The organism is Yersinia intermedia (genome assembly GCF_900635455.1).
GTDB lineage: Bacteria > Pseudomonadota > Gammaproteobacteria > Enterobacterales > Enterobacteriaceae > Yersinia > Yersinia intermedia.
In genome coordinates this window covers 269,673-295,952 of record NZ_LR134116.1, presented here as the reverse complement: position 1 = coordinate 295,952, position 26,280 = coordinate 269,673, and the positions used below count along the sequence as shown (strand labels likewise).

The window sequence follows — 26,280 nt, the reverse complement described above, 5'->3', positions numbered from 1 at the left end:
TGAAAATATGGAAAATGTAGTCATTATTGATGCCGTACGTACACCGATGGGCCGCTCCAAAGGGGGCGCATTCCGTCAAGTACGGGCTGAAGATCTCTCTGCTCACTTAATGCGTGAAGTTCTTAGCCGCAATCCTGGACTAAACGCGGCAGAAATTGACGATATCTATTGGGGTTGTGTGCAGCAGACGTTGGAGCAGGGTTTTAACATTGCCCGCAATGCTTCTTTACTGGCAGAAATCCCCCATAGCGTACCGGCCGTTACTGTTAACCGCCTGTGTGGTTCATCAATGCAAGCTTTACATGATGGTGCAAGAGCCATCATGGTGGGTGATGCACAAATCAGTTTGATTGGTGGCGTAGAGCATATGGGCCATGTGCCAATGAGTCACGGTGTGGACTTCCATCCGGGTATGGGCCGCACAGTGGCTAAAGCCGCAGGGATGATGGGATTAACCGCTGAAATGCTGGCAAAAATCCACAACATCAGCCGCCAAGCTCAAGATGAATTTGCTGTTCGCTCTCACCAACGTGCTTATGCCGCTACTCAGGCGGGCCACTTCGCCAAAGAGATTGTCGCCACCAATGGGCATGATGCTGATGGTATTCTGAAACGTTTTGATTTCGATGAAGTTATTCGCCCGGAAACTAACCTCGCAGGTTTGGCAGCACTGCGCCCAGCCTTTGATCCGGTCAATGGCACGGTAACTGCCGCAACATCATCTGCATTATCCGACGGTGCTTCTGCCATGCTTATCATGAGCGAATCCCGAGCTAAATCATTAGGGTTAAAACCGCGTGCCCGTATTCGCTCAATGGCTGTGGTGGGTTGCGATCCATCGATCATGGGTTATGGCCCCGTCCCCGCTAGCCAATTGGCATTAAAACGTGCTGGGCTAACCTTGAAAGATATTGGGTTATTTGAATTAAATGAAGCGTTTGCAGCTCAGTCGCTGGCTTGCTTGAAAGGGTTGGGCCTGCTGGAAAGCATGGATGACAAAGTGAACCTGAATGGCGGCGCTATTGCATTAGGCCATCCACTGGGTTGTTCAGGTGCCCGTATCTCTACCACCTTACTTAATCTGATGGAGCGCCGTGACGTGCAGTTCGGTCTGGCAACCATGTGTATCGGTTTAGGCCAAGGCATTGCGACCATTTTTGAACGCGTGTAACGTCCAAACGAATTAATCTGAAAGATATTAAGGGCCTGAATACAGGCCCTTATAACCGCTGTACCTGGTGTTTAGTTGCCGTTTTCCCGCCTGTCAGGGGCGGGTTTTTTTTATCTAGTGTTTTACTTAGATAAAAGCGAAAGCATCACCAAAGATATAAGCTTCCTGCGCGCCGCGTTCAGCACAAAAACGCTCACGAGCGATTTTAGCCATTTCAAAACGACCAGCGATATAGATATCTTGTTCAGCGAGTGAGCCATAATCTTGCAATACCGCACTCAATACCGTTCCGGTACGGCCACGCCACCCGTCTTCCGGTTGTTCTACCACCGGGATAACTTTCAACTGTGGATACTTAATTGACAGCGCTTCCAACTCGTTTAGGTCATACAGATGTACGGCTTCGCGCCCACCCCAATAGATAGACACTTCGCGATCAGGTTGCTCCGCTAATGCTGCCAATAAAATTGAGCGCGCATAGGAAAAACCGGTACCGCCAGCAATCAGGACCAGTGGGCGTTTACTGCCCTCACGGAACCATGCTTCCCCGTGAGGAATATCCACATCCAGCGTTTTCTCTTTCAGAATACGGTCCATCACTGCCATGGCGTACAGATTCAGTTCCGACGCCCCGATATGCAGTTCGATGAAATCTTGCTGCAACGGCGTGGATGCCATAGAGAATGGGCGTTTATCACGCTCGTCCATTACTACCATCAAATACTGCCCAGCACGGAAAGAAAACGCAGATGCAGGCACCAATTGCACCCGGTACACCGTATCGGTAATGGCCTCTACGGAGGTTACTTTACAGCTTAAAGTTGTCATGCCTTCCCTCTGTCGGGTCATCAAATGCAAAACCAAGGACAAAATCGACGCCGGTTAGCGTTTCGTCTCTTTGCCACTGAAAATGGCGAGTTCATCCCAAATAGCATCAACACGGGCGCGAACGTCTTCATCCATTTTAATCGGACGGCCCCATTCACGCGGAGTCTCAGCAGGCCACTTGTTGGTGGCATCCAGCCCCATTTTCGATCCTAAACCGGAAACCGGTGAAGCGAAATCCAAATAATCTATTGGTGTATTTTCAATCAACACCGTATCGCGGGATGGATCCATCCGGGTCGTAATTGCCCAAATGACATCATTCCAATCACGTGCATTAATATCATCATCACAAACAATAACAAATTTTGTATACATAAACTGACGTAAAAACGACCAAACACCCATCATCACGCGTTTGGCATGCCCCGCATATTGTTTCTTGATGGTTACTACTGCCAGCCGATATGAGCACCCCTCGGGTGGTAGATAGAAATCAACAATTTCCGGGAATTGCTTTTGTAAAATAGGAACAAACACTTCATTCAGCGCAACCCCCATCACCGCAGGTTCATCCGGTGGACGGCCAGTATAGGTGGAATGGTAAATGGCATCTTTGCGCTGGGTAATATGTGTAACAGTAAAAACAGGGAAGCTATCTATCTCATTATAATAACCTGTATGGTCACCATAAGGGCCTTCTGGTGCCATATCACCCTGCTCAATATATCCTTCCAATACAATTTCTGCACTCGCAGGAACTTCAAGCGAGTTGGAAAGACACTTTACAACCTCTGTTTTGTGCCCACGCAACAAACCGGCAAAAGCATATTCAGACAGTGTATCGGGTACCGGAGTTACTGCGGCCAGAATAGTTGCAGGATCTGCGCCCAAGGCGACGGCAACAGGGAAACGTTCACCAGGGTGTGCTTCACACCACTCTTGATAGTCCAAAGCCCCACCACGATGGGATAACCAGCGCATAATTAATCTGTTTTTACCCAACACTTGTTGGCGGTAGATACCCAGGTTTTGGCGCTCTTTGTGCGGGCCACGCGTAATAGTCAGCCCCCATGACACCAACGGAGCGGCATCCTCAGGCCAGCAATGCATAACCGGAATGCGGCTAAGATCGACATCATCACCCTGCCAAACTTGCTCCTGACAAGGGGCCGAACTTAGGCATTTCGTTGGCATATTCAATACTTGCTTAAATTTCGGCAGTTTATCGAATAAATCACGGAAACCTTTCGGTGGATCTGGTTCTTTCAGGAAAGCCAACAACTTGCCGACATCTCTCAGTGCGCTGACGTCTTCTTGCCCCATGCCCATGGCGACCCGTTTGGCCGTGCCAAACAAGTTACACAATACGGGCATCGTGTAGCCCTTAGGGTTTTCAAACAGTAACGCAGGCCCACCGGCTCGTAAGGTACGATCGGCAATTTCTGTCATTTCCAGATAGGGATCAATGGGCTGGCTAATACGTTTAAGTTCACCCCTCTGTTCCAGCAACGAGAGGAAGTCACGTAAGTCACGGTATTTCATGCTGATCATTTCGGCGGCTATGTAATGCGCCATTATAGGCTGTCTTTATAGCAGTTGCTGTCTTTTTGTTAAAAATGAATACAGGCTCACTCAAAAAAGTATCTCATTGCAATTTATAGCTAATTATCACCAGTACAACCCTGATTTTGTCGATATAAAGTAGACTAAATCTTTGTATCACAAACTATATACACCGAGTTGATGTATTCTTCCTCACTATATATATCCCCATACTTTTGCTATGCTGCCAAGTAGTACCCAAGGGCATGTGAATTTATGAAACACTGGCATTTATTATATTGTAAACGTGGTCAGCTTTTGCGCGCCAAGGAACATTTAGAACGGCAAACAGTGAATTGCTGGACACCGATAGTGACTATCGAAAAGATAGTGCGTGGGAAACGTATCGAGGCAAGTGAGGCACTATTCCCTAACTATCTGTTTGTGGAGTTCGATCCTGAATATATTCACACCACAACAATCAGTGCAACTCGTGGTGTAAGCCATTTCGTTCGTTTTGGCGCACAACCCGCAGTAATCCCAGCAATTGTTATTGCCGAGATGCAATCCCATACGATGGATAAAATCATTGCCCCAGAAGTGCCGGTTCCAGGTGATATCGTGACGATCATTGAGGGTGTTTTTGCCGGGTTACAGGCGATTTATACTGAACCAGACGGTGAAGCGCGTTCAATGTTGTTACTGAATATGCTTAATAGCCAGGTGATGCAAAGTTTGGATAATCGCCAATTCGAAAAGCAATAATATATCTGCCAAGGTAGGCACGCTCGGTACCTACCTTATCAACAACCATCCTTGTAGCTTAACGTTGCATATGATCGTCATGTAGCCATTGTGCGACTTGCTTGGCGAAATAAGTTAATACCCCATCAGCACCGGCTCGCTTAAAGCACAACAGAGACTCCATAACGGTTGGTTTCTCTTGCAACCAGCCATTCTGGAAGGCCGCCATATGCATAGCATATTCACCTGACACCTGATAGGCGAAGGTTGGCACGCCAAAGGTATCTTTCACCCTACGTACCACATCCAAATATGGCATTCCTGGTTTAACCATCACCATGTCAGCACCTTCCTGCAAGTCCTGAGCAATCTCTTGTAGAGCCTCATCACTGTTAGCGGGATCCATCTGATAGGTTTTCTTATTCCCACCTTTCAGATTACTGCTAGAGCCAATGGCATCTCGGAATGGGCCATAGTAGCAAGACGCATATTTCGCTGAATAGGCCATGATTTGCGTGTTCACAAACCCTTGTAGCTCTAACTGATCGCGCACAGCACCGATGCGGCCATCCATCATATCGCTTGGCGCGACAATCTCGGCACCGGCCTCGGCATGTGATAACGCCTGACGGACTAAAATCTCTTTAGTAATGTCATTGATGACATAGCCATCGGCATCAATCACCCCATCTTGCCCGTGGGTTGTATAAGGATCGAGAGCGACATCAGTAAGGATACCTAACTCTGGTACTGCGTCCTTTAACGCACGCACGGTTCTTTGTACCAAGCCATCCGGGTTATAGGCTTCTTCGGCATGTAATGATTTCAAGCCAGATTCAATAACTGGAAACAGCGATATGACCGGCACACCTAGCTTCGCTATGGCCTCAGCTTCTTTCACTAGCAGATCGATCGTCATACGCGAAACACCCGGCATTGAAGGGACGGTTTGCTGCTGGTTGGTCCCCTCCATCACAAATACCGGATAGATCAGATCATTGACTGTCAGTTGATTCTCTGCGACCAGACGACGACTGAAATCATGACGGCGCACACGGCGCATACGGCGACCAGGGAAGGTGCCCGGAAATGCATAGCTCATCTTGTTCTCCTAACTCAAACCAACCGGAAAATCCGGCGGGCGTTTTCATCAGTTTTCTGCCCCAGCCATTTAGGGTCTTCTTGTCGCCAGACAGCAACTTGCTGGACGATATGGGGTAGAAAGCAGGGTTCATTGCGGCGGGATGCTGGCTTAGGATGTAAATCCCTTGGCAATAAATAGGGGGCATCTGTTTCCAGCAATAATTGCTGAACAGGAATACGTGGCAGTAACGCCCGCAACTCAAGGCCACGGCGCTCATCACACACCCAACCGGTAATACCAATAGATAAGCCCAATGCCAGACAAGAGTCCAACTCATCAGCCGTGCCAGTAAAGCAATGCACAACCGCCGCGGGGAGTTTATCTAGCCAAGGCGCAAGTAGGGTAATGAAACGTTCATGAGCATCGCGGCAATGTAAAAACACCGGCAATTCGAGTTCGGCAGCCAACGCCAGTTGCGCGGTAAATGCTATTTCTTGTTCTGCCGGAGTTGAGAAATTGCGATTAAAATCTAGCCCACATTCACCAATAGCAACCACTGCCGCATGTGCTGCTAATGATCTGATTTGCTGCTCAACATCTATTTGCCAACGACTCGCCTGATGGGGATGAACACCCGCAGTTGACCAGCAGTAGCCAGGATAGGCAAGGGCAAGCTCAAGTGCCGCCTGACTTTCTTCAATATCAGTACCCGTAATAAGCATACCAGTAACTGCGGCCGTTTTAGCTCTGCTGACCACCTGTGAGTAATCTTTAGCAAATTGCGAGCTGGTTAAATTCACACCAATATCAAACATGAGCGTTCCAAAACAGAAGCCGCCTCAAAGGGCGGCTAAAATATCAAGGCATATACCCATAGATTTAAGGTACTTTCGGATGGTTATCAGCCCCTTCATCCTCTTCGTCAATATCAGCACGACGTTGTTTACCCGTATAAAAACGAGCAAAGAACAGCCCAATTTCAAATAACAGATACATCGGGATCGCTAATAATGTCTGAGACAGCACATCTGGCGGGGTGAGGAGCATGCCGACAACAAAAGCGCCAACAAACACATAAGGGCGCTTTTTCTTCAATGCTTCAGGTGTTGTTACCCCAGCCCAGCACAGTAGAATTATCGCAATCGGAACTTCAAAAGAAATACCAAAAGCCATAAAGAGCGCCATAACAAAATCGAGGTACTTAGTGATATCAGTGGCAATTAGCACGCTTTCTGGTGCAGTTTTGGCAAAAAATCCAAAAGCTAACGGGAAAACCACAAAGTAGGCGAATGCCATACCCAGATAAAACAACAGACTACTGGATATCAACAGTGGCACCATCAGGCGACGTTCATGCTTATACAACGCTGGAGCAATGAATGCCCACACCTGATAAAGAATCATCGGTGCTGAAACAAACACCGATACCATCATGGTCAATTTAATTGGGGTAAAGAAAGGCGATGCAACATCTGTTGCGATCATACTGGCACCAGCAGGCAACTGTTTGATTAACGGTGCTGATACCAAGTGATAAATATCATTGGCAAAAAATACCAATACCAAAAAAACTACCAAAATAGTGATTATGCAATTCAATAGCCGCTTACGCAGTTCTATCAAATGAGTGATTAGGGGTTGGGTATCATCAACAGCCATGTTTACCGATCGCCGCCAGGTTGGTGAGTTCGAGGTTGTTCAGCACTGAATGAATCAGTGCTATGGGAGTCAGTTGCGGTAGTTTTGACCTTAGTTACGGGTGGATTCGTAACAGTCACAGGATCCACGGCGACAATAGAAACAGGCTTAACAGATTCCTCAACCTGAACTACGGGTTTCTCAACGCTAGCAGGTGCAATTTCAACGTTAGCTTTAGCTTTAACCGACGTACCCATATTATCGACATCAGGAACTTGCGGTAATGCCGAAGCTTGAGTTGCTGACTCAGCAGGTGTGGCACCATCATGAATCGCTTCCGGTTCAGTCACCAGCGGATTATGGATAGTATGTGGTGCTGGTGAACTAACGTCAGAATGATAAGAACGTTTCAGCGCTTCTGCAGCTTCTTTAAGTTCATCCATCGAAGCTTTCAGCTCTGGTGTCAGATTCTGCAAGCCAACCTGCTCTGCTTTTTTTAGACTGTCTTGCAACTCTTGTATCTTAAGTTCTTGTGCCAACTCGTTTTGCACTGTTGCCGCCAGTGAACGCAGTGTACGAATCCAACCGGCCACCGTTCTTACAGCAACCGGTAATCTTTCCGGCCCAAGTACGACCAAGCCGATCACGAGTACCAGCAGCAGCTCACTAAACCCGATGTCGAACACAGCTTATCCCTGCTCTTTGTCGTGACTCTTAGACTCTTCAGCTTTAACTACCGGCTGCTGTTTTTCAGTAATTGATTTTGCAAAATCAGCATCGTTGCTGGTTTTATCAACGTTAGTTGGAGGAGTCTGTGGATCATCACCAATTGCCTTTTTAAAACCTTTGATGGATGCACCCAGATCTGACCCCAAAGTCCGCAGTTTATTAGTACCAAACAACAGAACAACAATCACGGCAATGATTAACAACTGCCAAATACTTATACCGCCCATCACATTCACCTCTATATTACAGGGGTTATTCCACAGAGGGCCGCATTATACGCCATACAACCCCTTTGGATACTAATCTAACTTACCGCATTTTGAACTCACGCATAACGTTTTTTAACTAATGAATGACTTCTTGAACAACTTTTACATAACACTCAGACATAACGCCTAAGCTAGGCCCTAGTTTATTAATTGGTACTCTTAGCCATAAATAAATTAGCTGGTTCGTCGCCAACCGACAAACCAGGCCAACACACCTGCGATCATGAACCCCGCAGAGATTTCTACCGCATCAGCCAAAAATAAAATGGTACCACTGACTAACAGTGTAGCGCCAACGCCGAACAAATACCGTGACTGCCCCTGACGTTGTTGCTGACCTTGCATCTGAGTAGTCAGTTTATCAACACTTTGCTGTAAAAATTTATGTTGCTGCAAGCTGTCGTAAACCAGTTCAGGCAACTCAGGGAATTTTTCTGCCCAAAAAGGCGCTTTTTCTTTCAATGCTCGGATCACAGCAGGCAGACCGACTTGATCCCGCAGCCAGCTTTCCAGGAACGGTTTCGCTGTTGTCCAGAGATCAAGCTGAGGATATAACTGACGCCCTAAGCCTTCGACATACAATAAGGTTTTTTGTAACAGAACCAACTGTGGCTGCACTTCCATGTTAAAGCGGCGCGCAGTGTTAAAGAGATTCAACAACACATGCCCGAATGATATTTCAGCCAGTGGTTTTTCAAAAATAGGTTCACAAACAGTACGGATAGCGAACTCAAAATCCTCAACATTGGTATCACGGGGAACCCAACCTGAATCAACGTGCAATTCAGCAACCCGCCGATAGTCCCTATTAAAGAAAGCAATAAAGTTTTCGGCCAAATAACGTTTATCCGCTTTATTCAGTGAGCCAACAATACCGCAGTCAATACCGATATAAAGTGGATCATGAGGATGCTCATAGCTGACAAAAATATTCCCTGGATGCATATCTGCATGGAAGAAACTGTCACGAAAAACTTGGGTGAAGAAGACCTGGACCCCACGTTCGGCCAGCAACTTCATATTGGTGCCTTGGTCTTCTAAAGCCGCAATATCAGATACCGGAATGCCGTAAATACGCTCCATCACCAATACACTTTCCCGGCAATAATCAGAATAGACTTCGGGAATATAGAGCATTGGGCTGTCTTCAAAATTACGACGTAATTGAATAGCATTAGCTGCCTCACGCAGCAGGTTCAGCTCATCCAACAGCGTTTTTTCGTATTCACGCACCACTTCGCGTGGACGCAATCTACGGCCATCAGGCAATAATTTGGGTACCCAGCCCGCCAACCGGTACATCAAGCGCACGTCTGCTTTGATAATCGGCAAGATATCAGGACGAATCACTTTAAGAACCACTTCCTGACCATTCTCTTTTAAACGCGCCGTATGTACCTGAGCAATTGAGGCAGAGGCGAGTGCTTGCTGATCAAAATCGTCAAACCAGGTTTCTAGTGGGCCACCCATCGCTATTTCAATATGCTTGCGCGCAAGCGCACCATCAAATGGAGCAACCCGGTCTTGTAACAGAGCGAGTTGATCAGCAATTGCCGGTGGGAAGAGATCACGGCGAGTGGACATCATCTGACCAAATTTGATCCAAACGGGCCCTAACTCCTGCAAGGCAAGGCGTAAGCGCTCACCCAATGGCTTATCTTTATTTCGATTCGGCAACCAGAAAAACAGATGACGGCCAAGACGTAGTGGCAGCGTCAGGCGGATATTCGGGATTAACTCATCTAACCCATAGCTCAAGAAAACCCGAATAATTAGATACAGGCGCCGAAGTTCTCCTGGCGTCATTGTTTTTTCTCCATGGTTGCCAATCTGGCATTTAATGCCTCAGTTGCACGAACAGTGGCATCAACCTCTTCGTTAAACCACACCACTTCCAGCGGTGCTGGAGCCATTTTCCATTCTTCGGTTATGGCTTCAGCCAGATAGTGCTGCTGTTGCCGCAATTGTCCACTGAGAAAATGGCTACTTTTATGCACCGCCTGCCCGATAGTTTCCGCTGCAATATCACCGATATAAGGTGCCAGCCACTCTGCCGGATCCCACTCAGCGAGATCCAAAAGCGCGACAAGTTGCTGAACCACCTGTATATCGCCTTCGACAATCAGTTCACCGCTACGCATCAAAGGTGAAAGTTGCTGGCGATCCCGCAGTTTTGCCAGCACAGCAACTTCGGTTTTAACTATGCAATCCGTATCACCATCCCATTGACTTAACACGTCAACCTGCCGCTCACTGAATACCAGCAGCAAAGGAAAATTGATCTCACGTAACTCGATACGCAGGACTTTCCCCACCAAGCGTAAACGTGCTGTCTTCATGCTTTTATCGCGAAATAGCACACTGTTTAATGACGTTTCTATCGCGGCAGTAATGAGTTGCGACAGCAACATCGGTTTCAGTGAGAAGGATTTAAATATCAGTGATTTTAGCGGCATAGCCATATTCCTGTTAAAACTTAAAGCCCCGATGTAACGCAACAATGCCACCGGTTAAATTGGAATAGGTTACGTTTTCAAACCCGGCATCTATCATCATGCCTTTCAGTGTTTCTTGATCCGGGTGCATCCGAATAGACTCCGCTAAATAACGGTAACTTTCAGAGTCCTGAGCCACAAGTTCGCCAATTTTGGGCAAAATATGGAAGGAATAAGCATCATAGGCTTTGCTCAAAGGCTCGAGCAGTGGTTTGGAGAATTCAAGAACTAACAAACGACCACCGGGCTTCAATACCCGAAACATAGAGCGCAGAGCCTTTTCTTTTTCGGTCACATTTCTCAAGCCGAATGAAATGGTAATGCAATCAAAGTAATTATCAGGGAAAGGTAAAGCCTCTGCGTTAGCTTGCACATAACTGACATTACCAACAATGCCTTTGTCACGTAGCTTTTCTCGACCCATACGCAACATAGATTCGTTGATATCAGCCAAAACTACTTCACCCTGCTCACCCACAAGGCGAGAGAATTTGGCCGTTAAATCTCCGGTACCACCTGCGAGATCCAATACCCGTTGACCGCGCCGAACGCCACTACAGTCAATGGTAAAACGCTTCCAAATACGGTGAACGCCGAATGACATCAGGTCATTCATCAGATCATATTTGGCCGCTACGGAATGAAATACTTCTGCCACCATGCCTTCTTTCTGTTCTTTGGCTACGGTGCGGAAACCAAAATGAGTGGTTTCCTTCTCCTGATCTACCATTTTCTGTGCCTGCTTTTCAGTCAATCTTTCGAGGAATTGTACCAGAACTCCGATGAAAGCCCCACCTCACCTGGTATTAAGGTAACTACTTATTCGCAGTCTTCTCAACATCATACATAAGAGGAACATGCAACTAACCCTGATACTTCAGCGGTGCCAAATCATTGAAACCCTTCTCTCACAAGGAGACAGCGGCATTGGCGGCTCTCACTCAACTCACTGATTTTAAGTCAACTCAGCGGTGCCACTCATGTTGCCTTACTGTAATCCTGATTGCTTTGGATATGTCTCTGACTCAACATCATCGGATAGCGCTAAATCGCCTTCTGGTTGATGCTCAGCACTGGCTCTTTCCGCCAGTAATGGGCTAATAGGCCGTTTTACCTCGACCCCCAGTGTGCGAAAACTTTCTACTTGCCCAATCAGGTTACCACGGCCTTGCGACAGTTTGTTCATTGCCTGACGATAACTTAGGTGCGCTTTATCGAGGCTTTGCCCCAATGATTCCATGTCATCAACAAATAAGCGCAACTTGTCATAGAGTTTGGCGGCTTTATCGGCAATACGCTGTGCATTCTGACTTTGATGTTCGTAGCGCCATAAATTGGTAATAGTCCGCAAAGCCACCAGCAATGTTGTCGGGCTAACCAACATAATATTGTGCTGTAGTGCTTCACTTATCAACTCTGGCTGGCGGTCAATGGCCACCAGAAAAGCAGGTTCAACCGGAATGAACATCAGTACATAATCAAGCGACCGCAATCCCGGAAGTTGCTGGTAATCCTTACGGCCCAACATTCTAATATGGGCGCGCAGCGACGATAAATGCTCATTCAGCGCGACTTCCCGCTCTGCGTCATCTTCGCTATTAAAATAGCGTTCATATGCAACCAACGACATTTTAGCGTCAATCACCACATCTTTACCCTGAGGTAGGCGCACAATGACATCTGGCTGCATACGGCTGTTGCTATCAAGCTTTACACTCACCTGCGTTTGATACTCATAACCTTCACGCAGCCCCGAAGCTTCAAGCACTTTAGCCAGAACGACTTCACCCCAGTTCCCCTGCGTTTTATTATCACCTTTCAGTGCCTTAGTCAGGTTTAGTGCTTCCCTCGCCATTTGAGCATTCAATTGTTGCAGACTGCGTATTTCATGGGTCAGCGTGTGGCGCTCCCTGGCTTCCTGTCCAAAGCTATCCTGAACCTGACGGCGGAAACCATCCAACTGTTCCCGTAAAGGCAGTAATAGGCTGTCCAGACTTTGTTTATTTTGTTCGTCCGCACGACGGCCAGTTTGTTCAAAGATGCGGTTCGCCAGATTTTCGAATTGTGTGGTCAGCCGCTGTTCACTGTTAATGAGGAGTCGCTGTTTTTCCTCGCTAGTCAGACGCGTTTCTTCCAGGCGGATAGTGACTTCGCGCAGTTCCGCCTCTTGGGCGCTATTCACTTCTCTTTGAGCGCGGAGTTCTTGATTGAGTTGATCACATTCATTACGCCAATGGGCCAACTGTTGCAGTTTTTCAGCATTTGCCGCCAATTGGCTGTGCAAATTACGTTGTTCCAATTCACCTTGCCGTAATTGCTGTTCGTTACGCTGTAAAACAGCCTGTAGCTCGACAGAACCCTGCTGTGTCTGCTGTAAGGCCTGCTCTAGTAATCGCCGTTCTATATCCTGCTGCGCTTTATTCCGCTGCTGGTACAAGCTAGCAATTAGCCAACCAATAAGACCACCGATAAGGCAACCCGCCAGCCCATAAAATAAACTGATATCCACGGTTATCTCCCCATTAACCTATTGTCAGTCAAGGTAAGGGGATACTGTATGGATGTCCAGAGTGTTTTTCCGTTACATGCTATCTTGCGAAGCTGTGCGCACAAATAACACACAGTCCAAAAAACGCTCACCTTGCGACCCAAAATAGGTTAAAACAGCTATCCATTGACGAGCGACGTGCCACTTACTGACTTAATCTATCCAGTGAGATAGCCATTGAATGCCGAACGCACCTGGAGCCAGAATACCGAAGGCCCAAATTATAGCGGAAGTGATATTGGCTAACTGAAAATAGAACTTTGGCATAGTACAGATACCGGCAACCAAAGGGACAACTGCACGGAGTGGGCCAAAGAAACGGCCAATAAACGCGCCAAAGAATCCCCAACGCTCAAAGAATGCATGGCCACGAACGAGTAACTGAGGATTGCGGGAAAGTGGCCACAGAGTGCCGACTCGGTCTTTGTAATGGACACCAACCCAATAGGAGAGCCAGTCGCCAAAGAAAGCACCTGCCGCAGCAGCGGCCCAAATTGGCCAGAAAGAGATACCACTTTCACCGATTAGCGCCCCCAATCCGAGCAAGATAACCGTTGCAGGTAGCAGTAAAGAAAGAAAGACGAGCGACTCACCAAAAGCCAGAATAAAGACGATAGGAATCGCCCATGCCTCGTGTTCACGAACAAAATCGATAACGATAGTAATGACATCATTCAGGGTCATATGCATTTTTCTGTTAGCAACATAGTTGCTATTAGCATACCCAATGTGTCGCGATCTTTGTTTAACAAAAAATAAACGGCCGGAAGATTCCGACCGTTTATAGACCCAAGGTCATTGCCGTTACAGCCCGGCTGCCAACGAACGAATCCTGATAATCTGGCTCAAGTCAGTGATTCGTGTAAGTGAGCGCCACTCACTGTGCTGCAACTTCAAGTAACAAGGAATGCAGGTTAATGCAATCAATCAGAGAGATCAGGCGTTAGCTGTCACCACTTTATTGCCAGCCATTTCGGCAGAGCGGCGGATCCACAGTTCACGCCATTTTTTCAGTGCTGATATCAGGATAATAACGCCCAGAGTCATCATAATAATCGAGATGATGCCATTGAACAGATTGTAGCCCTTCGCTGCTGAGTTGAAATACACGTGAGTGATCATCCAGTAACCGGCATAGTTTACGGTCACAAACAGATAGGCCAGTGGAATAACACAGGTCAGCATGTAAATACGCTTGGTTGCCAACCGCAGAATAATCGTGGCACCGATGATTAAACCAACAGAAGCCATTAACTGGTTTGATACGCCGAACAACGCCCAGACGGAGTTGATATCACCTGAATTAAGAAGGTAACCCCACAAAGCACAGGCAATAACACTACATGCCAATGTACCCGGTAACCAATCAGTACGTTTCAGTGGTGCCCAAATATCACCCAAGAAGTCTTGCAGCAGGTAACGAGCAACACGCGTGCCGGAGTCAACAGCGGTCAGAATAAATACCGCTTCAAACATAACAACAAATTGGAAGAAGTAAGCCGCCAGACTGCTGAACCATGGCACACGAATGAAGATATCCGTCATACCAACAGCTAAGGTTACCGCACCACCGGTACGACCATACAGATCCAGACCAATTTCCTGGCTCAGTTTTGGCAGGTTAACCACGTCCATGCCGAGCATGCTCCAGGCTTCAGCGGAAGAGTTAATCGCAAAGTAGTCAGCAGGATGCAAGGAGGTTGCTGCGATCAGGGCCATAACCCCAACCATACATTCCGCCAGCATCGCACCAAAGCCGACTGGCAAGATATCACTCCATTTGTCGATCTGTTTTGGTGTTGTCCCTGAGCCGATAAAGGCATGGAAACCAGAAATAGCACCACAGGCAATGGTAATGGAGATAAACGGCCAGACTGGGCCTGCCAGAACCGGGCCACCACCATGAATAAACTGGGTCAATGCCGGGAATTGAATCTCAGGGTTAATAAATACAACCCCAACAATCAACGCACCGAATACACCGATTTTCATAAAGCTGGAAAGGTAACCACGAGGGGTTAATAGCATCCACACAGGGAGTGCGGTCGCAAAGAAAGCGTACATTGGCAGGATGATACTGACGGTATCAGCTTTCAGCATTAACCAATCGCCCAACCAGGTTCCTTCAATATAAGGGCCGACAAATACACACACCATGATAGCGGCGATACCGACATAAGAAGCGCCTTTCATGCTGCCGGTCATGCGCTCCCACAAGCCAACGCAGATAGCGATAGGGATCGTCATGAACACAGCGAAAGTACCCCAAGGGTTACGTTCCAGTGCATGTACCACAACCATCGACAAGCCGGCCATGGTAATAGTGATGATGAACAACATTGCCAGACCGGTACACCAGCCAGCAACAGGGCCAAGCTCTGATTTTGCCACCTCAGACAGGGATTTCCCCTGATGCTTCATGGAGGCAAACAGAACAACCGTATCGTGAACCGCGCCGCCGATCACACAACCGATCAACAGCCACAGAAACCCAGGTAAATAACCATATTGGGCTGCCAGCACAGGGCCGACCAATGGACCAGCCGCAGCGATTGCCGCAAAGTGGCTACCAAAGTTCACCCATTTTTTAGTTGGAACGTAATCTTTACCATCTTCGAAGGTGTGGGAAGGTGTTACTTCACTGTCATCGACGCGCAGTACCTTACGAACAAAAAAGATACCGTATAAACGGTAGCAGATCATAAGGATACACGCTGAAGCGATAACAAAGGTAATCGCATGTTGCATGAGCATTCTCTCCAGGGAATTTGTCAGGCGTTAACATACGCCTGGCCCCTAAGAGAAATATCAGCGATCTGGTTAAGCGGTAGTTTGTATCATTAAGCGGTTAAAAAGAGCCACCCAGTGGTGACTCAATATTATAAAGATCAGCAAGAGTGCGGGTAGATAAACGACTACTCTAAAAAATAGGACTGTAACTTTCCGCGCTCAGCGCTACCCAGGCCGAACTCCTGTTGCAACCACTGTTCACGACTACCATAACGCTGTTGAATACTACGCAGAGCAGTTTGAATAAACTCTTCTTTGGCCGATAAGACAAAAGCGAATTGCCCTAACGCTTGGTCATTCAGTTTGAGTGCCAACTCTGCCAGCATATGCTCACGGAAAGGGGCCAGAGTAGTTTCGGTCAATAGGTAGTCTTCCAATACCGTCGCTTCATCGGCCCCCAAGGCAAATAACACCAGCGCAGAACCAATACCAGTACGGTCTTTCCCGACCGCGCAATGTTGTACCACCCCCGCAGCAGCATGCTCTGGGGATGCACAATTTTGCAACAACCCAACCAGTTGTTTATAGGCTTGATTATTAAAAGGCAGTCGGCGATAAAGCTCTAACATAAAACCACGGGCATCAAATGTCGCTAATGTCTCGTTAGTCAGCTTTTCCAAATTGGCATTGACTTCACTGCTCAGCGGGTTGGCCGGAATATTGTGATAACTGGCGCCAGTCCACACCACATCTGGTTTAGCCTGAACTTCATCGGCATCGCGATAATCAAGAATTTGAGCGACCGAGCCGCTACTGAGGAAATCACAATCTCTCACACTTAAGCGGTCGAGTGCGCCTGAGCGAAACAGCAATCCGCGCTTGATACGCCGCCCGTCAGCAGCCTGATTACCGCCAAGATCACGAAAATTAATACCGCCATCAAGTGGGATTAGGGAGGGATGAGATAGAGCAGTTGTCGTCATACTTTCCTCTTATTATTGTTCTTTATAAGAGTGATGACCTTAGCAGATAAACCGGAAAAATAAAAAACGGGCCAGAAGACTGACCCGATAACAGACAGTTTGTTGACTCGCCAATCGTCGCTGTTAGCTCAGATGGCGGTCTTAGATCAAATGACGCGCCGCTTCTACCACAATTTTCACTGCGTCACTTTCAGTCGCTTTCATGGTTTCTTCGTTTGGGATCTCTTGCTGGGTACGGTTTACAATTACCCCTGCGACCATGCCGGCACGCAAACCTTGGCTGGCACACATGGTGAGCAAGGTTGCAGATTCCATTTCATAATTCATCACGCCCATAGATTGCCATTCTTCCATGGAGCCTTTAAAACGGCTGACCACACGGCCAGAGAAGGTGTCATAACGCTCCTGCCCCGGATAGAAGGTATCGGAAGAGGCCGTCACGCCAATATGGGTAGTCGCACCCACTGATTTGGCTGCATTAACTAATGCGGTGGTACAGGTAAAATCAGCCACTGCCGGGAACTCCATCGGCGCAAAGTGCAGGCTGGCACCGTCTAAACGCACGGCGGCGGTGGTAACCAACACATCACCAACATTAATATGTGGCTGAATAGCACCAGTGGTACCAATACGTAGGAAAGTCCGTACACCAAGCTGTGCCAGTTCTTCAACCGCAATAGACGTCGATGGACCACCGATACCCGTTGAGCAGACGATCACCGCTTTGCCATCCAATTCGGCGCGCCACGAAGTAAATTCACGATGAGAGGCCAGATGTACTGGGTTATCCATCAATTTAGCGATTTTCTCAACACGCTGCGGATCACCCGGAACGATAGCCAGAGTCGCCCCTTGCAGATCATTTTTAGTCAGGCCCAAGTGAAAAACGTCGGATTTAGCCATGTGTGAGACTCCTCTTTCATGAGAGATGTTGTAGGGAGGTGCAAAGAAATACTTTACTCAAAATCGCCACTTCATTTCGTGATGATGGTCACTTAGCCAAAAGAAATGAGTTATACAAATACATTTTAAGTGTGATGCGAATCACATATAAAGGCAATTAAGGCTATTTTTCAGACAAACATAGCGAAAAATGGCAATTATATCCAAGCTGATTGCAGTTGCAGCTCACACCACTGCGATACCAAGTATGAAGAATATATTTTATCTATTAGCAGGAATGATAGACCAATATCCTGCTGTTAATTGCTAGCTTCTATAAATCGTTAACGTCTATCGATTATTAAGCGTTATCCAACCATTAGCCTGAGCTATAAAATTCAAGATGTGAATCACCAGAAATTATAATTACAAAAAACCTGATCTCATTAATCTCAAAGATTACCTATAGTTAAACTCGGCAACAGCAAAAAGCAGGGCGCAATAGGTAATTAAACCAGAAGTTTTTTCCTCATATCGCAAGGAGACTACAGTGAAAACTGATCAACTTATGACTCTCCGGCAGGCAGCAGGCGGTTTCACCCCTGCGGTAGACCCACTGGCCTCGACGATCCGCCATACCGATCAACAAGGCATTCACTGCGGGGAAACCACCATTCCGTCTCAAGGCGATGAGTTACCGGCCTATATTGCTAAACCGGCCCAACAAAATGGGCCATATCCGGTGGTTATTGTCGTGCAAGAAATCTTTGGCGTGCATGAACATATTCAGGATATCTGCCGCAGACTAGCGAAACAGGGGTATCTGGCAATTGCCCCTGAGCTGTTCTTTCGGCAAGGCGATGCCAAAGAATATGATGATATCAATGCATTAGTGAAAAACCTGGTGGGTAAAGTACCAGACCGTCAGGTTATGGTAGATCTTGATCATGCGGCACATTGGGCATCACGCCATGGCGGGGATACCAGTAAACTGGCCATTACCGGATTTTGCTGGGGTGGGCGGATTGCGTGGTTGTATGCAGCCCATAACCCACAGTTAAAAGCGGCAGTGGCTTGGTATGGCAAACTGGTCGGTGAAAAAACCTTACTGTTACCCAAATCTCCGGTGGATATCGCAGTCGATCTCAGTGCTCCGGTGCTGGGGTTGTATGGCGGTAAAGATGGCAGTATTACGCAAGAACATATCGATACTATGCGTCAGGCGTTACGTGCAGCAAATGCCGATGCAGAAATCATTGTTTATCCAGATGCCGGGCATGCTTTTAATGCTGACTACCGCCCAAGTTATCACGCCGAATCCGCACTGGATGGCTGGCAGCGGATGCTCGACTGGTTTAATCAACATGGTGTTGCCGCCAATCCCATATCTGAAGAAGTGAAATAACGGCAATAAAAAGGGCGCGAGATGCGCCCAGAATTTAACGATTAGACCGAGATAGCATCAGACTTGTTCTTCACGCAAACGTTGCGCAGCCAGTACCATGTTTGCCAATGCCTGGCGGGTTTCTGGCCAGCCACGCGTTTTCAAACCACAATCCGGGTTAACCCACAAACGTTCTGCCGGGATACGTTGAGCGGCTTTACGTAGTAATGCTTCAATCCACTCCACACTTGGCACATTCGGCGAGTGAATATCATAAACGCCGGGCCCAATTTCATTCGGGTAAGCAAAATCTTCGAATGATTCGAGCAATTCCATATCTGAACGAGAGGTTTCGATGGTAATCACATCAGCATCCAGCGCAGCAATGGAGTCCATGATGTCATTAAACTCGCAATAACACATATGAGTATGAATCTGGGTGTCATTCTGCGCGACAGCCGCATTCAGTTTAAAGGCATCAACGGCCCATTGTAGATACGCTTGCCAATCGGCACGGCGCAGGGGTAAGCCTTCACGCAGCGCAGGCTCATCGATCTGGATGATACCAATACCGGCTTTCTCCAGATCTTCCACTTCATCACGTAGCGCCAGTGCAATTTGTTTGGCGATGGTTTCACGGCTAACATCTTCGCGCGGGAATGACCAACACAGGATAGTGACCGGGCCGGTCAACATACCTTTTACTGGTTTGTCCGTCAGAGATTGAGCATATTTGGCCCATTCAACCGTGATCGCTTCCGGGCGACTGATGTCACCAATAATCACTGGCGGTTTAACACAGCGGGAACCGTAACTCTGCACCCAACCATTTTGGGTAAATACGAATCCATCCAGATGCTCGCCAAAATATTCAACCATATCATTACGTTCTGCTTCACCATGAACCAATACGTCCAGACCTAAACGCTCCTGTTCAGCAATGGCTTGCTTGATATGTTCGCTGATACCTGTGCGGTAGTTTTTCCCATCCAAACGGCCTTGCTTGAAGTCCAGACGCAGACCACGGATCTCAGTAGTTTGCGGGAATGAGCCGATAGTGGTGGTTGGCCAGGCCGGTAAGTTAAAGCGCTTACGCTGCGCTTCAGCGCGGCCTTCATAAGGCAGTTGGCGTTCAATATCCTGCGCAGTAATGGCCGCCAGACGTTGCTCCACCTGCGTATTATGAACACGGCTGGAGGATTGACGGGCACGGATCGGCGCACTATACGCAGCTAACTCGGCCAGTTTGGCTTCGCTCGGCGCGTTTAATGCTTGTGTTAATAATGCCAGTTCAGCGCATTTTTGCAGAGCAAAGGCAAACCAGCTTTTCACTTCTGCATCAAGACGTGTTTCTTCACTTAAATCAATCGGGCTGTGTAATAAGGAGCAAGAGCTACCCAACCATAATGGGCGACCATTAACCTGTGGTTGCAGGCGCTCGAACCAGTTGCTAAGGTCAGCACGCCACACGTTACGGCCATTAATTATCCCCAGTGATAGCAGCCACTCTTTTGGCAATGTTGCATCCAGAACAGCAATATCATCTTTACCCGCAACCACATCAACATGCAGACCTTGCACTGGCAACTCACGAATAACGTCAAGGTTATGGCCGATGCTGTCGAAATAGGTGGTCAGCAACAATTTAACTTTGCCTTCCAGCGCCTGATAAGCCTGTTGATAAGCGCCCAGCCACTCTGGTGGTAACTCCAGAACCAGTGCAGGCTCGTCAATCTGTACCCACTCAATGCCACGTTTCGCTAATTCGGCCAGCACTTGTTGGTACACCGGTAGGATATCTTGCAGCAGAGAGAGGCGGTCAAACTGCTCGCCTTTAACTTTACCCAGCCACAGATACGTTACTGGACCCAGCAATACTGGTTTAATTTTGTGGCCTAATGCCAGCGCTTCGTCCACCTCATCCAGCAGTTGAGTCCAGCCCAGTTTGAACTGCTGACCTTGTTGGAATTCTGGCACCATGTAGTGATAATTGGTGTTAAACCATTTAGTCATTTCCGCCGCTGCCGCAGGCTTACCGGTTGGTGCACGGCCACGGCCAATACGGAAGAGCGTATCCAAATCAATAGAACCGTCCGCATTTTGATGGCGCTCAGGGACGTTGCCCAACAGCAGGCTGGTGGTCAATACATGGTCATACCACGCGAAATCACCGACCGGCACCAAATCAATACCTGCTTGCTGTTGTTGTTGCCAATGGCGGGCGCGCAATTCACGACCCACATTGAGCAGTTCTTCTTGCGTGGAGTTGCCTGCCCAGTAACTTTCTTGCGCTTTTTTCAGTTCACGTTTCAGACCTACACGCGGAAAACCCAGTGTGTGATTTAAAATTGTCATCGTCATATTTCCCATTTAGCCATCCAGATGTTTACACATCCATAATCAGCAGGTACTGTATAATCCACAAGCGCATTTTGTTCACTGTCACTGTGAAGGACTCTCATGATCGAACTGAAACACTTACGCACCCTGCAAGCTTTGCGTAATACCGGCTCGCTGGCGGCGGCAGCAACACAACTTCATCAGACCCAATCGGCTTTGTCTCACCAGTTCAGTGATCTGGAACAACGCCTTGGCTTTCGTCTGTTTGTGCGTAAAAGCCAGCCGCTACGTTTCACTACGCAGGGAGAGATCTTGTTACAACTCGCAGAACAAGTGCTGCCACAAATTAAACAGGCACTGCAAACCTGCAATGAGCCGCACCAAACTGCGCTGCGCATCGCCATCGAGTGCCATAGCTGTATTCAATGGCTGGCACCTGCATTAGACAATTTTCACAAGAGCTGGCCGCAAGTGGCGATGGACTTCCAATCAGGCGTGACTTTCGATCCTCAACCCGCCTTGCAGCAAGGGGAGCTGGATCTGGTGCTGACATCAGATATCTTGCCGCGTAGTGGTTTGCACTATTCGCCAATGTTTGATTTTGAGGTGCGTCTGGTACTGGCTCCAGACCACCCATTAGCCAATAAGGCTCGCATCGAGCCGGAAGATTTAGCACAAGAAGTGTTAATGATTTATCCGGTGCAGCGGCAACGGTTAGATGTCTGGCGGCATTTCCTGCAACCCGCAGGAGTTAATCCACCTCTAAAGAATGTGGATAATACTTTGCTACTGATTCAAATGGTGTCAGCGCGCATGGGGATCGCCGCCCTGCCACATTGGGTGGTAGAGAGTTTCGAACGCCAGGGATTGGTCACCACTAAAACGCTGGGAAATGGTTTATGGAGCCGGTTGTACGCCGCCGTCCGTGATGGAGAGCAGCGCCAACCGGTTACTGAAGCTTTTATTCGTTCGGCCCGGCAACACGCTTGCGAGAGTCTGCCGTTTGTAAAGAATGCGGAGCGACCCAACGCCGATGTACCCATAGCGAAGCCATTATCACAATGGCCCCAATGATAAAACTGGGCCAATGGGGCTTTTCTTGCCAAATAGCCAGGTTCACCAGCAGCCCAGCCGGAACATGCACGTTATTCATGATACCCAGGGTGCCAGCATCGACTTGTGTCGCACCATAGTTCCACATGAAATAACCTAACGCAGAAGCCCCCACCCCCAACCACACCAATACGCCCCACTGCAATTGCGTCGTGGGCAGTTTTTGTGGGTTACCAAAGGCAAACCAGGCAACAACCGCGACGGCGAAAGCACCAATATAGAACCATGAGAATGCTACATGCTGTGGGATCGGGTGGACTTCCATCAAGCGTTTGTAGCCCACTTGCCCGATAGCAAAACAGAGGTTTGCCGCCTGAACCAGCAACAATCCCCACCAAAAATGCTCACTCAAATGGTCGTAGCGAATGATAGCCGCCCCAACTACAGCCAGTAACGCACTCAGGGCATAACCCCAGCGCAGGCGCTGGCGGCGCAGTAGATCATAGATCAAGGTGACATACAGCGGGGTCATCACCGTGAAAAGCAAAAATTCCGGGACCGTCAGGTAGAGATACGCACGGAAGCTGAACAAGTACATGATACCTAACTGAATTGAACCCACGGCCATGTACAACAAAATCACCCGCCAGTGGATGTTTTTCCAGCGCAAAAACGGCAAAAAGACCAGTGCAGCTAGCCCAACCCGCATCAGCACAGAGAACCAGCTATCCACCTGCCCTGCCAGATATTCGCCAATCAGGCTAAATGAAAATGCCCATAAAATGGTGGTAACGACCAGTAACAACACGATAGATTGGCTCATTGAGATGATAAAGTGCAATTGTAGCGGAAGCAGCCATGCAACTTTACATAAACTAGGTTTACATCTGCTCGAATTTAACCCAATTGAGCTTTCTTCATCTCTGGTACTATTCCAATAATCATCCGAGAGTTACATCCCCACGCCGATAATAGTCAGGATCAATGGTGTGGTGACTGCGGCCAAGACCGTCGACATCACCAAACTGGCGGCTGCGGGGCCAGTCAATACATTAAACTGGCGTGACATCAAGTACACATTCACACCGGTAGCCATTGATCCCAGTAATACCACCACCTGCGTTTCAAGCTCTGGCAAGCCCATCGCCCATGCCAATGCCCAAATCACCATCGGCTGAACAATCAATTTGAGAAAACAGATAGCACTGCTGATTTGCCAGCCTTCCGTGACGCGATATTCTGCCAACCCCATACCCAATACAATCAGTGACAACGGCGGCGCTACTTGCCCTAACATCGTTACGGGTTGATCAATAAACTGCGGTAATTGCAGACCCGTCAGGCTGAATAAAGTACCAGAAATAATGCCGATAATCAGAGGGTTAGTCAGCACACTACGGGCAGTTTTCGCAAAGCCCGCCAGTGTTGGCGAGCCATTGCGCGCCCACTCCACGGAGATGGTGACTAATGTCCAGAGGATCAGGCCGTTAAACACCAAAACCAACGCCACTGCTGGGATTGATTTCTCCCCCAACATAATGGTGGCAATAGGCAGGCCCAGCATCACGTTATTAGAGAAAATGCCGCCGAGGGCAAAAACGGAACCGGACACGCCATCCAGATGAAATATCCGGCTGGCAACAACCCGCCCGATAATAAACACCACCAAACAACTACCAAAAAAGGCAATCAGCAGGCGCGCATCCACCGCTGGGCGCTCAGAGAAATCGCACATCATACGAAACAGCATAGCGGGCAATGCGAGGGAGAAAACAAAGCGGGTCAAGCCATCAGTTATGGCAGAGGGCCATTTACCAAATCGTACCAAACAGTAACCCAAAGCAAGCAATACAAATAGCGGTGAAGACAACACAATCTGGTGCCAGAGCGAAATAACAAAGGCGGGCATGGTTCACTTCCTGTCAAGCCGGGCCAGGTCAGCCCGTAAATGTAAGAATGGCTGACCTACTCTGTTTCCTGTTTTATTTATATCAAAGTCATTGGAGTTACAGGTAGGTAGGCAGCAAGCTAACCCCCCTGTAGCTTCAAGGACGAGGGCATATCAAATCTATACGGTCAGTACAGATACAGTCAACGCCCCACTTTAACAATTCCTGCGCACGCGCCGGTTGGTTGACGGTATAGACCAAAATATGCAACCCGGCGGCTTTGAGTAACGCCACTCGCTCCGCAGTCAATTGTTTGTGGTTAATGTGCAAAGAGACACAATCCAACTGACGGGTCATCGCCTGCCAGTTGTCATCCCATTTATCCAACAATAAACCACGTGGTAGCTCAGGTGCAGCCTGCTGCGCCGCCGCTAATGCATCAAACGAAAAAGAGGACAATAACGGCGGTATCGCCTGACCTTGCCACAACAGGCGGGCAGCCAGCGCAATGGCTCGACCAGTGGGTATTTCAGCGCCGGTGGTGGGTTTAATCTCAATATTAGCGGCCATACCATGCTGTGCACAACGAGCAGCCACTTCAGATAAAAGAGGCAGGCGCTCACCACGAAATGCCGTGCTATACCAGTCTCCGGCATCTAACTGAAAAAGTTTTTCCCACGGCAAATCGCCGGCAACTCCCCAGCCGTTACTGGTGCGTTCCAACGTGTCGTCATGCAATAGAAAGATCTGGCCGTCTTGCGATAATTTGACGTCAAACTCAATCATCTTGTGACCATGACGAGCGCCAACATCAATGGCTGCCAAGGTATTTTCCGGTGCCAGTGAACCGCCACCACGGTGAGCGACGATCGAAGGGTAAGGCCAGTTTTTACTCATGATTCCATCCGTAGTCCGCTATCTGAATCAAAAAAGTGCAGCGCCGTTGGCGGTAAATATAAATGTAATGTACTACCCACCGCAGGCATTTCCTCATGGGATAGGCGGGCAATAACACTCTGCCCCCCCCACTGACCATGGGCCAGATTGTCTGCACCCAACAACTCCAGCGTTAATAGTGGCATCGCAATGCCCTGCGCCGAAGTTGCCTGCTGAATATGCTCCGGGCGGATACCCAGGGTCAAGCGCCGATCCGCCCATTGTGGCCGTGGCAATTCCAACGGCAGAGTTAGGCCATCAGATAAAATAAACGCACCGCCATCCGGGCTGACGGTTCCGGCTAACAAATTCATCGCAGGCGAGCCGATAAAACTGGCCACAAACAGTGTCGCAGGCCGTTGGTAAACCTCGCTTGGCGTACCGATTTGCTCCGCCACACCTTTGTTCATCACAATCACCCGCTGAGCCAATGTCATCGCCTCAACCTGATCATGAGTCACATACAGACTGGTGGTTTTTAGCCGGCGGTGCAACTGTTGCAGCTCAAGGCGCATCTGCACCCGCAGCTTGGCATCCAGATTAGAAAGAGGCTCATCAAACAAGAAAACCGCCGGTTCACGCACAATGGCCCGCCCCATTGCCACCCGCTGCCGCTGGCCGCCAGATAGTTCACGCGGTTTGCGTTTTAGTAGCGGTTGCAGCTCCAGAATACGTGCGGCTTCATCCACTCGCTGGCGGATCTGCTCTTTGCCAAAACCACGAATTTTTAGGCCATAAGCCATGTTGTCAAACACACTCATGTGGGGATACAGCGCGTAGTTCTGAAACACCATCGCGATGCCACGATCTTTGGGTTCAAGATGGGTAACCCGCTGATTATCAATATAGATATCACCACTGGTGGTGCGCTCCAATCCAGCAACCATACGCAGCAGCGTTGATTTACCACAACCGGAGGGGCCAACCATCACGATAAATTCACCGTCGGCAACATCTAAATCAATTTGTTTAATCACCGGCGTGATGCCGTCATAAGATTTGGTTACTGCCTGAAGTTTTAAACATGCCATATCA

The 26,280-nt window shown here is 48.4% G+C and carries 24 protein-coding genes; 4 read left to right on the top strand and 20 right to left on the bottom strand.

The features are described from left to right. Positions 1-7: 7 nt before the first annotated feature. Positions 8-1,171 (top strand): acetyl-CoA C-acyltransferase FadA, encoded by a 1,164-nt coding sequence (gene fadA / locus EL015_RS01390; protein ID WP_005187819.1) that lies wholly within the window; start codon positions 8-10, stop codon positions 1,169-1,171. A 126-nt stretch (positions 1,172-1,297) separates the two neighbouring features. Here fadA and fre read toward each other — a convergent pair whose 3' ends face one another. Both fre and ubiD read right to left on the bottom strand, forming a co-directional pair. Further along, positions 1,298-1,999, bottom strand: a complete 702-nt coding sequence (gene fre, locus EL015_RS01385) for an NAD(P)H-flavin reductase (protein ID WP_032906870.1) — start codon at positions 1,997-1,999, stop codon at positions 1,298-1,300. Positions 2,000-2,053: 54 nt separating this feature from the next. After that, the gene (ubiD, locus tag EL015_RS01380; protein WP_005187824.1) at positions 2,054-3,550 is read right to left on the bottom strand and encodes a 4-hydroxy-3-polyprenylbenzoate decarboxylase; all 1,497 of its coding nucleotides are present in this window, start codon (positions 3,548-3,550) and stop codon (positions 2,054-2,056) included. Between the two features lie 267 nt (positions 3,551-3,817). Here ubiD and rfaH point away from each other — a divergent pair, with 267 nt between their 5' ends. Next, positions 3,818-4,306 carry a transcription/translation regulatory transformer protein RfaH gene (gene rfaH, locus EL015_RS01375; RefSeq protein WP_005187835.1) on the top strand — a complete coding sequence of 163 codons (489 nt, stop codon included), beginning with the start codon at positions 3,818-3,820 and terminating at the stop codon, positions 4,304-4,306. A gap of 58 nt (positions 4,307-4,364) precedes the next feature. On the opposite strand, the gene hemB is transcribed toward rfaH, so the two are convergent. The 13 genes from hemB to udp form a co-directional block, all read right to left on the bottom strand. Beyond that, positions 4,365-5,387, bottom strand: coding sequence for a porphobilinogen synthase (hemB, locus tag EL015_RS01370; protein ID WP_005187839.1), 1,023 nt, complete (start codon positions 5,385-5,387; stop codon positions 4,365-4,367). A 14-nt stretch (positions 5,388-5,401) separates the two neighbouring features. After that, positions 5,402-6,184 (bottom strand): 3'-5' ssDNA/RNA exonuclease TatD, encoded by a 783-nt coding sequence (gene tatD, locus EL015_RS01365; RefSeq protein WP_005187843.1) that lies wholly within the window; start codon positions 6,182-6,184, stop codon positions 5,402-5,404. A gap of 64 nt (positions 6,185-6,248) precedes the next feature. Then, complete coding sequence (gene tatC / locus EL015_RS01360; protein ID WP_005187846.1) at positions 6,249-7,028, bottom strand: Sec-independent protein translocase subunit TatC; 780 nt, start codon at positions 7,026-7,028, stop codon at positions 6,249-6,251. Between the two features lie 2 nt (positions 7,029-7,030). Further along, positions 7,031-7,693 (bottom strand): Sec-independent protein translocase protein TatB, encoded by a 663-nt coding sequence (gene tatB / locus EL015_RS01355; RefSeq protein ID WP_032906871.1) that lies wholly within the window; start codon positions 7,691-7,693, stop codon positions 7,031-7,033. Positions 7,694-7,696: 3 nt separating this feature from the next. Beyond that, a complete protein-coding gene (tatA, locus tag EL015_RS01350) occupies positions 7,697-7,963 on the bottom strand; it encodes a Sec-independent protein translocase subunit TatA (protein ID WP_032906873.1) in 267 nt (88 codons plus the stop codon). A 216-nt stretch (positions 7,964-8,179) separates the two neighbouring features. After that, entirely contained in the window at positions 8,180-9,811 is a 1,632-nt protein-coding gene (gene ubiB, locus EL015_RS01345) for a ubiquinone biosynthesis regulatory protein kinase UbiB (protein WP_032906874.1), read from the bottom strand. Then, positions 9,808-10,461, bottom strand: a complete 654-nt coding sequence (gene ubiJ / locus EL015_RS01340) for a ubiquinone biosynthesis protein UbiJ (protein ID WP_032906876.1) — start codon at positions 10,459-10,461, stop codon at positions 9,808-9,810. Before ubiJ ends, ubiB begins: the two co-directional genes overlap by 4 nt. A 13-nt stretch (positions 10,462-10,474) precedes the next feature. Next, positions 10,475-11,230: a bifunctional demethylmenaquinone methyltransferase/2-methoxy-6-polyprenyl-1,4-benzoquinol methylase UbiE gene (gene ubiE / locus EL015_RS01335; RefSeq protein ID WP_025379853.1), complete on the bottom strand. Its 756-nt coding sequence runs from the start codon at positions 11,228-11,230 to the stop codon at positions 10,475-10,477. Between the two features lie 258 nt (positions 11,231-11,488). Then, positions 11,489-13,009 carry a DNA recombination protein RmuC gene (gene rmuC / locus EL015_RS01330; protein ID WP_005187872.1) on the bottom strand — a complete coding sequence of 507 codons (1,521 nt, stop codon included), beginning with the start codon at positions 13,007-13,009 and terminating at the stop codon, positions 11,489-11,491. Between the two features lie 192 nt (positions 13,010-13,201). Continuing rightward, positions 13,202-13,732: a DedA family protein gene (locus EL015_RS01325; protein ID WP_005187875.1), complete on the bottom strand. Its 531-nt coding sequence runs from the start codon at positions 13,730-13,732 to the stop codon at positions 13,202-13,204. Positions 13,733-13,984: 252 nt separating this feature from the next. Next, complete coding sequence (locus EL015_RS01320; RefSeq protein WP_032906877.1) at positions 13,985-15,796, bottom strand: carbon starvation CstA family protein; 1,812 nt, start codon at positions 15,794-15,796, stop codon at positions 13,985-13,987. Between the two features lie 167 nt (positions 15,797-15,963). Next, positions 15,964-16,761 carry a tyrosine-protein phosphatase gene (locus EL015_RS01315; protein ID WP_005187881.1) on the bottom strand — a complete coding sequence of 266 codons (798 nt, stop codon included), beginning with the start codon at positions 16,759-16,761 and terminating at the stop codon, positions 15,964-15,966. Between the two features lie 141 nt (positions 16,762-16,902). After that, the gene (gene udp / locus EL015_RS01310) at positions 16,903-17,664 is read right to left on the bottom strand and encodes a uridine phosphorylase (protein ID WP_005187884.1); all 762 of its coding nucleotides are present in this window, start codon (positions 17,662-17,664) and stop codon (positions 16,903-16,905) included. Positions 17,665-18,193: 529 nt separating this feature from the next. Here udp and EL015_RS01305 point away from each other — a divergent pair. After that, a complete protein-coding gene (locus EL015_RS01305; protein WP_005187888.1) occupies positions 18,194-19,048 on the top strand; it encodes a dienelactone hydrolase family protein in 855 nt (284 codons plus the stop codon). A 57-nt stretch (positions 19,049-19,105) separates the two neighbouring features. Here the strand turns inward: EL015_RS01305 and metE are convergent, their stop codons facing one another. Further along, positions 19,106-21,382, bottom strand: a complete 2,277-nt coding sequence (gene metE / locus EL015_RS01300; RefSeq protein WP_072088856.1) for a 5-methyltetrahydropteroyltriglutamate--homocysteine S-methyltransferase — start codon at positions 21,380-21,382, stop codon at positions 19,106-19,108. Positions 21,383-21,487: 105 nt separating this feature from the next. Between metE and metR the strand changes: the two genes are divergently transcribed. After that, entirely contained in the window at positions 21,488-22,441 is a 954-nt protein-coding gene (gene metR / locus EL015_RS01295; protein WP_032906879.1) for an HTH-type transcriptional regulator MetR, read from the top strand. Here metR and EL015_RS01290 read toward each other — a convergent pair. From EL015_RS01290 to EL015_RS01275, 4 genes are all read right to left on the bottom strand, one after another. Continuing rightward, positions 22,329-23,228 carry a carboxylate/amino acid/amine transporter gene (locus EL015_RS01290; RefSeq protein WP_032906902.1) on the bottom strand — a complete coding sequence of 300 codons (900 nt, stop codon included), beginning with the start codon at positions 23,226-23,228 and terminating at the stop codon, positions 22,329-22,331. The two genes, metR and EL015_RS01290, sit on opposite strands and share 113 nt — an antisense overlap. A gap of 144 nt (positions 23,229-23,372) precedes the next feature. Further along, positions 23,373-24,329: an AEC family transporter gene (locus EL015_RS01285; protein ID WP_005187896.1), complete on the bottom strand. Its 957-nt coding sequence runs from the start codon at positions 24,327-24,329 to the stop codon at positions 23,373-23,375. A gap of 136 nt (positions 24,330-24,465) precedes the next feature. After that, positions 24,466-25,206 (bottom strand): glycerophosphodiester phosphodiesterase, encoded by a 741-nt coding sequence (gene ugpQ / locus EL015_RS01280; RefSeq protein ID WP_032906880.1) that lies wholly within the window; start codon positions 25,204-25,206, stop codon positions 24,466-24,468. Further along, positions 25,203-26,276 (bottom strand): sn-glycerol-3-phosphate import ATP-binding protein UgpC, encoded by a 1,074-nt coding sequence (locus tag EL015_RS01275; RefSeq protein ID WP_005187901.1) that lies wholly within the window; start codon positions 26,274-26,276, stop codon positions 25,203-25,205. The genes ugpQ and EL015_RS01275 overlap by 4 nt, the downstream gene beginning before the upstream one ends. Between the last annotated feature and the right edge of the window lie 4 nt (positions 26,277-26,280).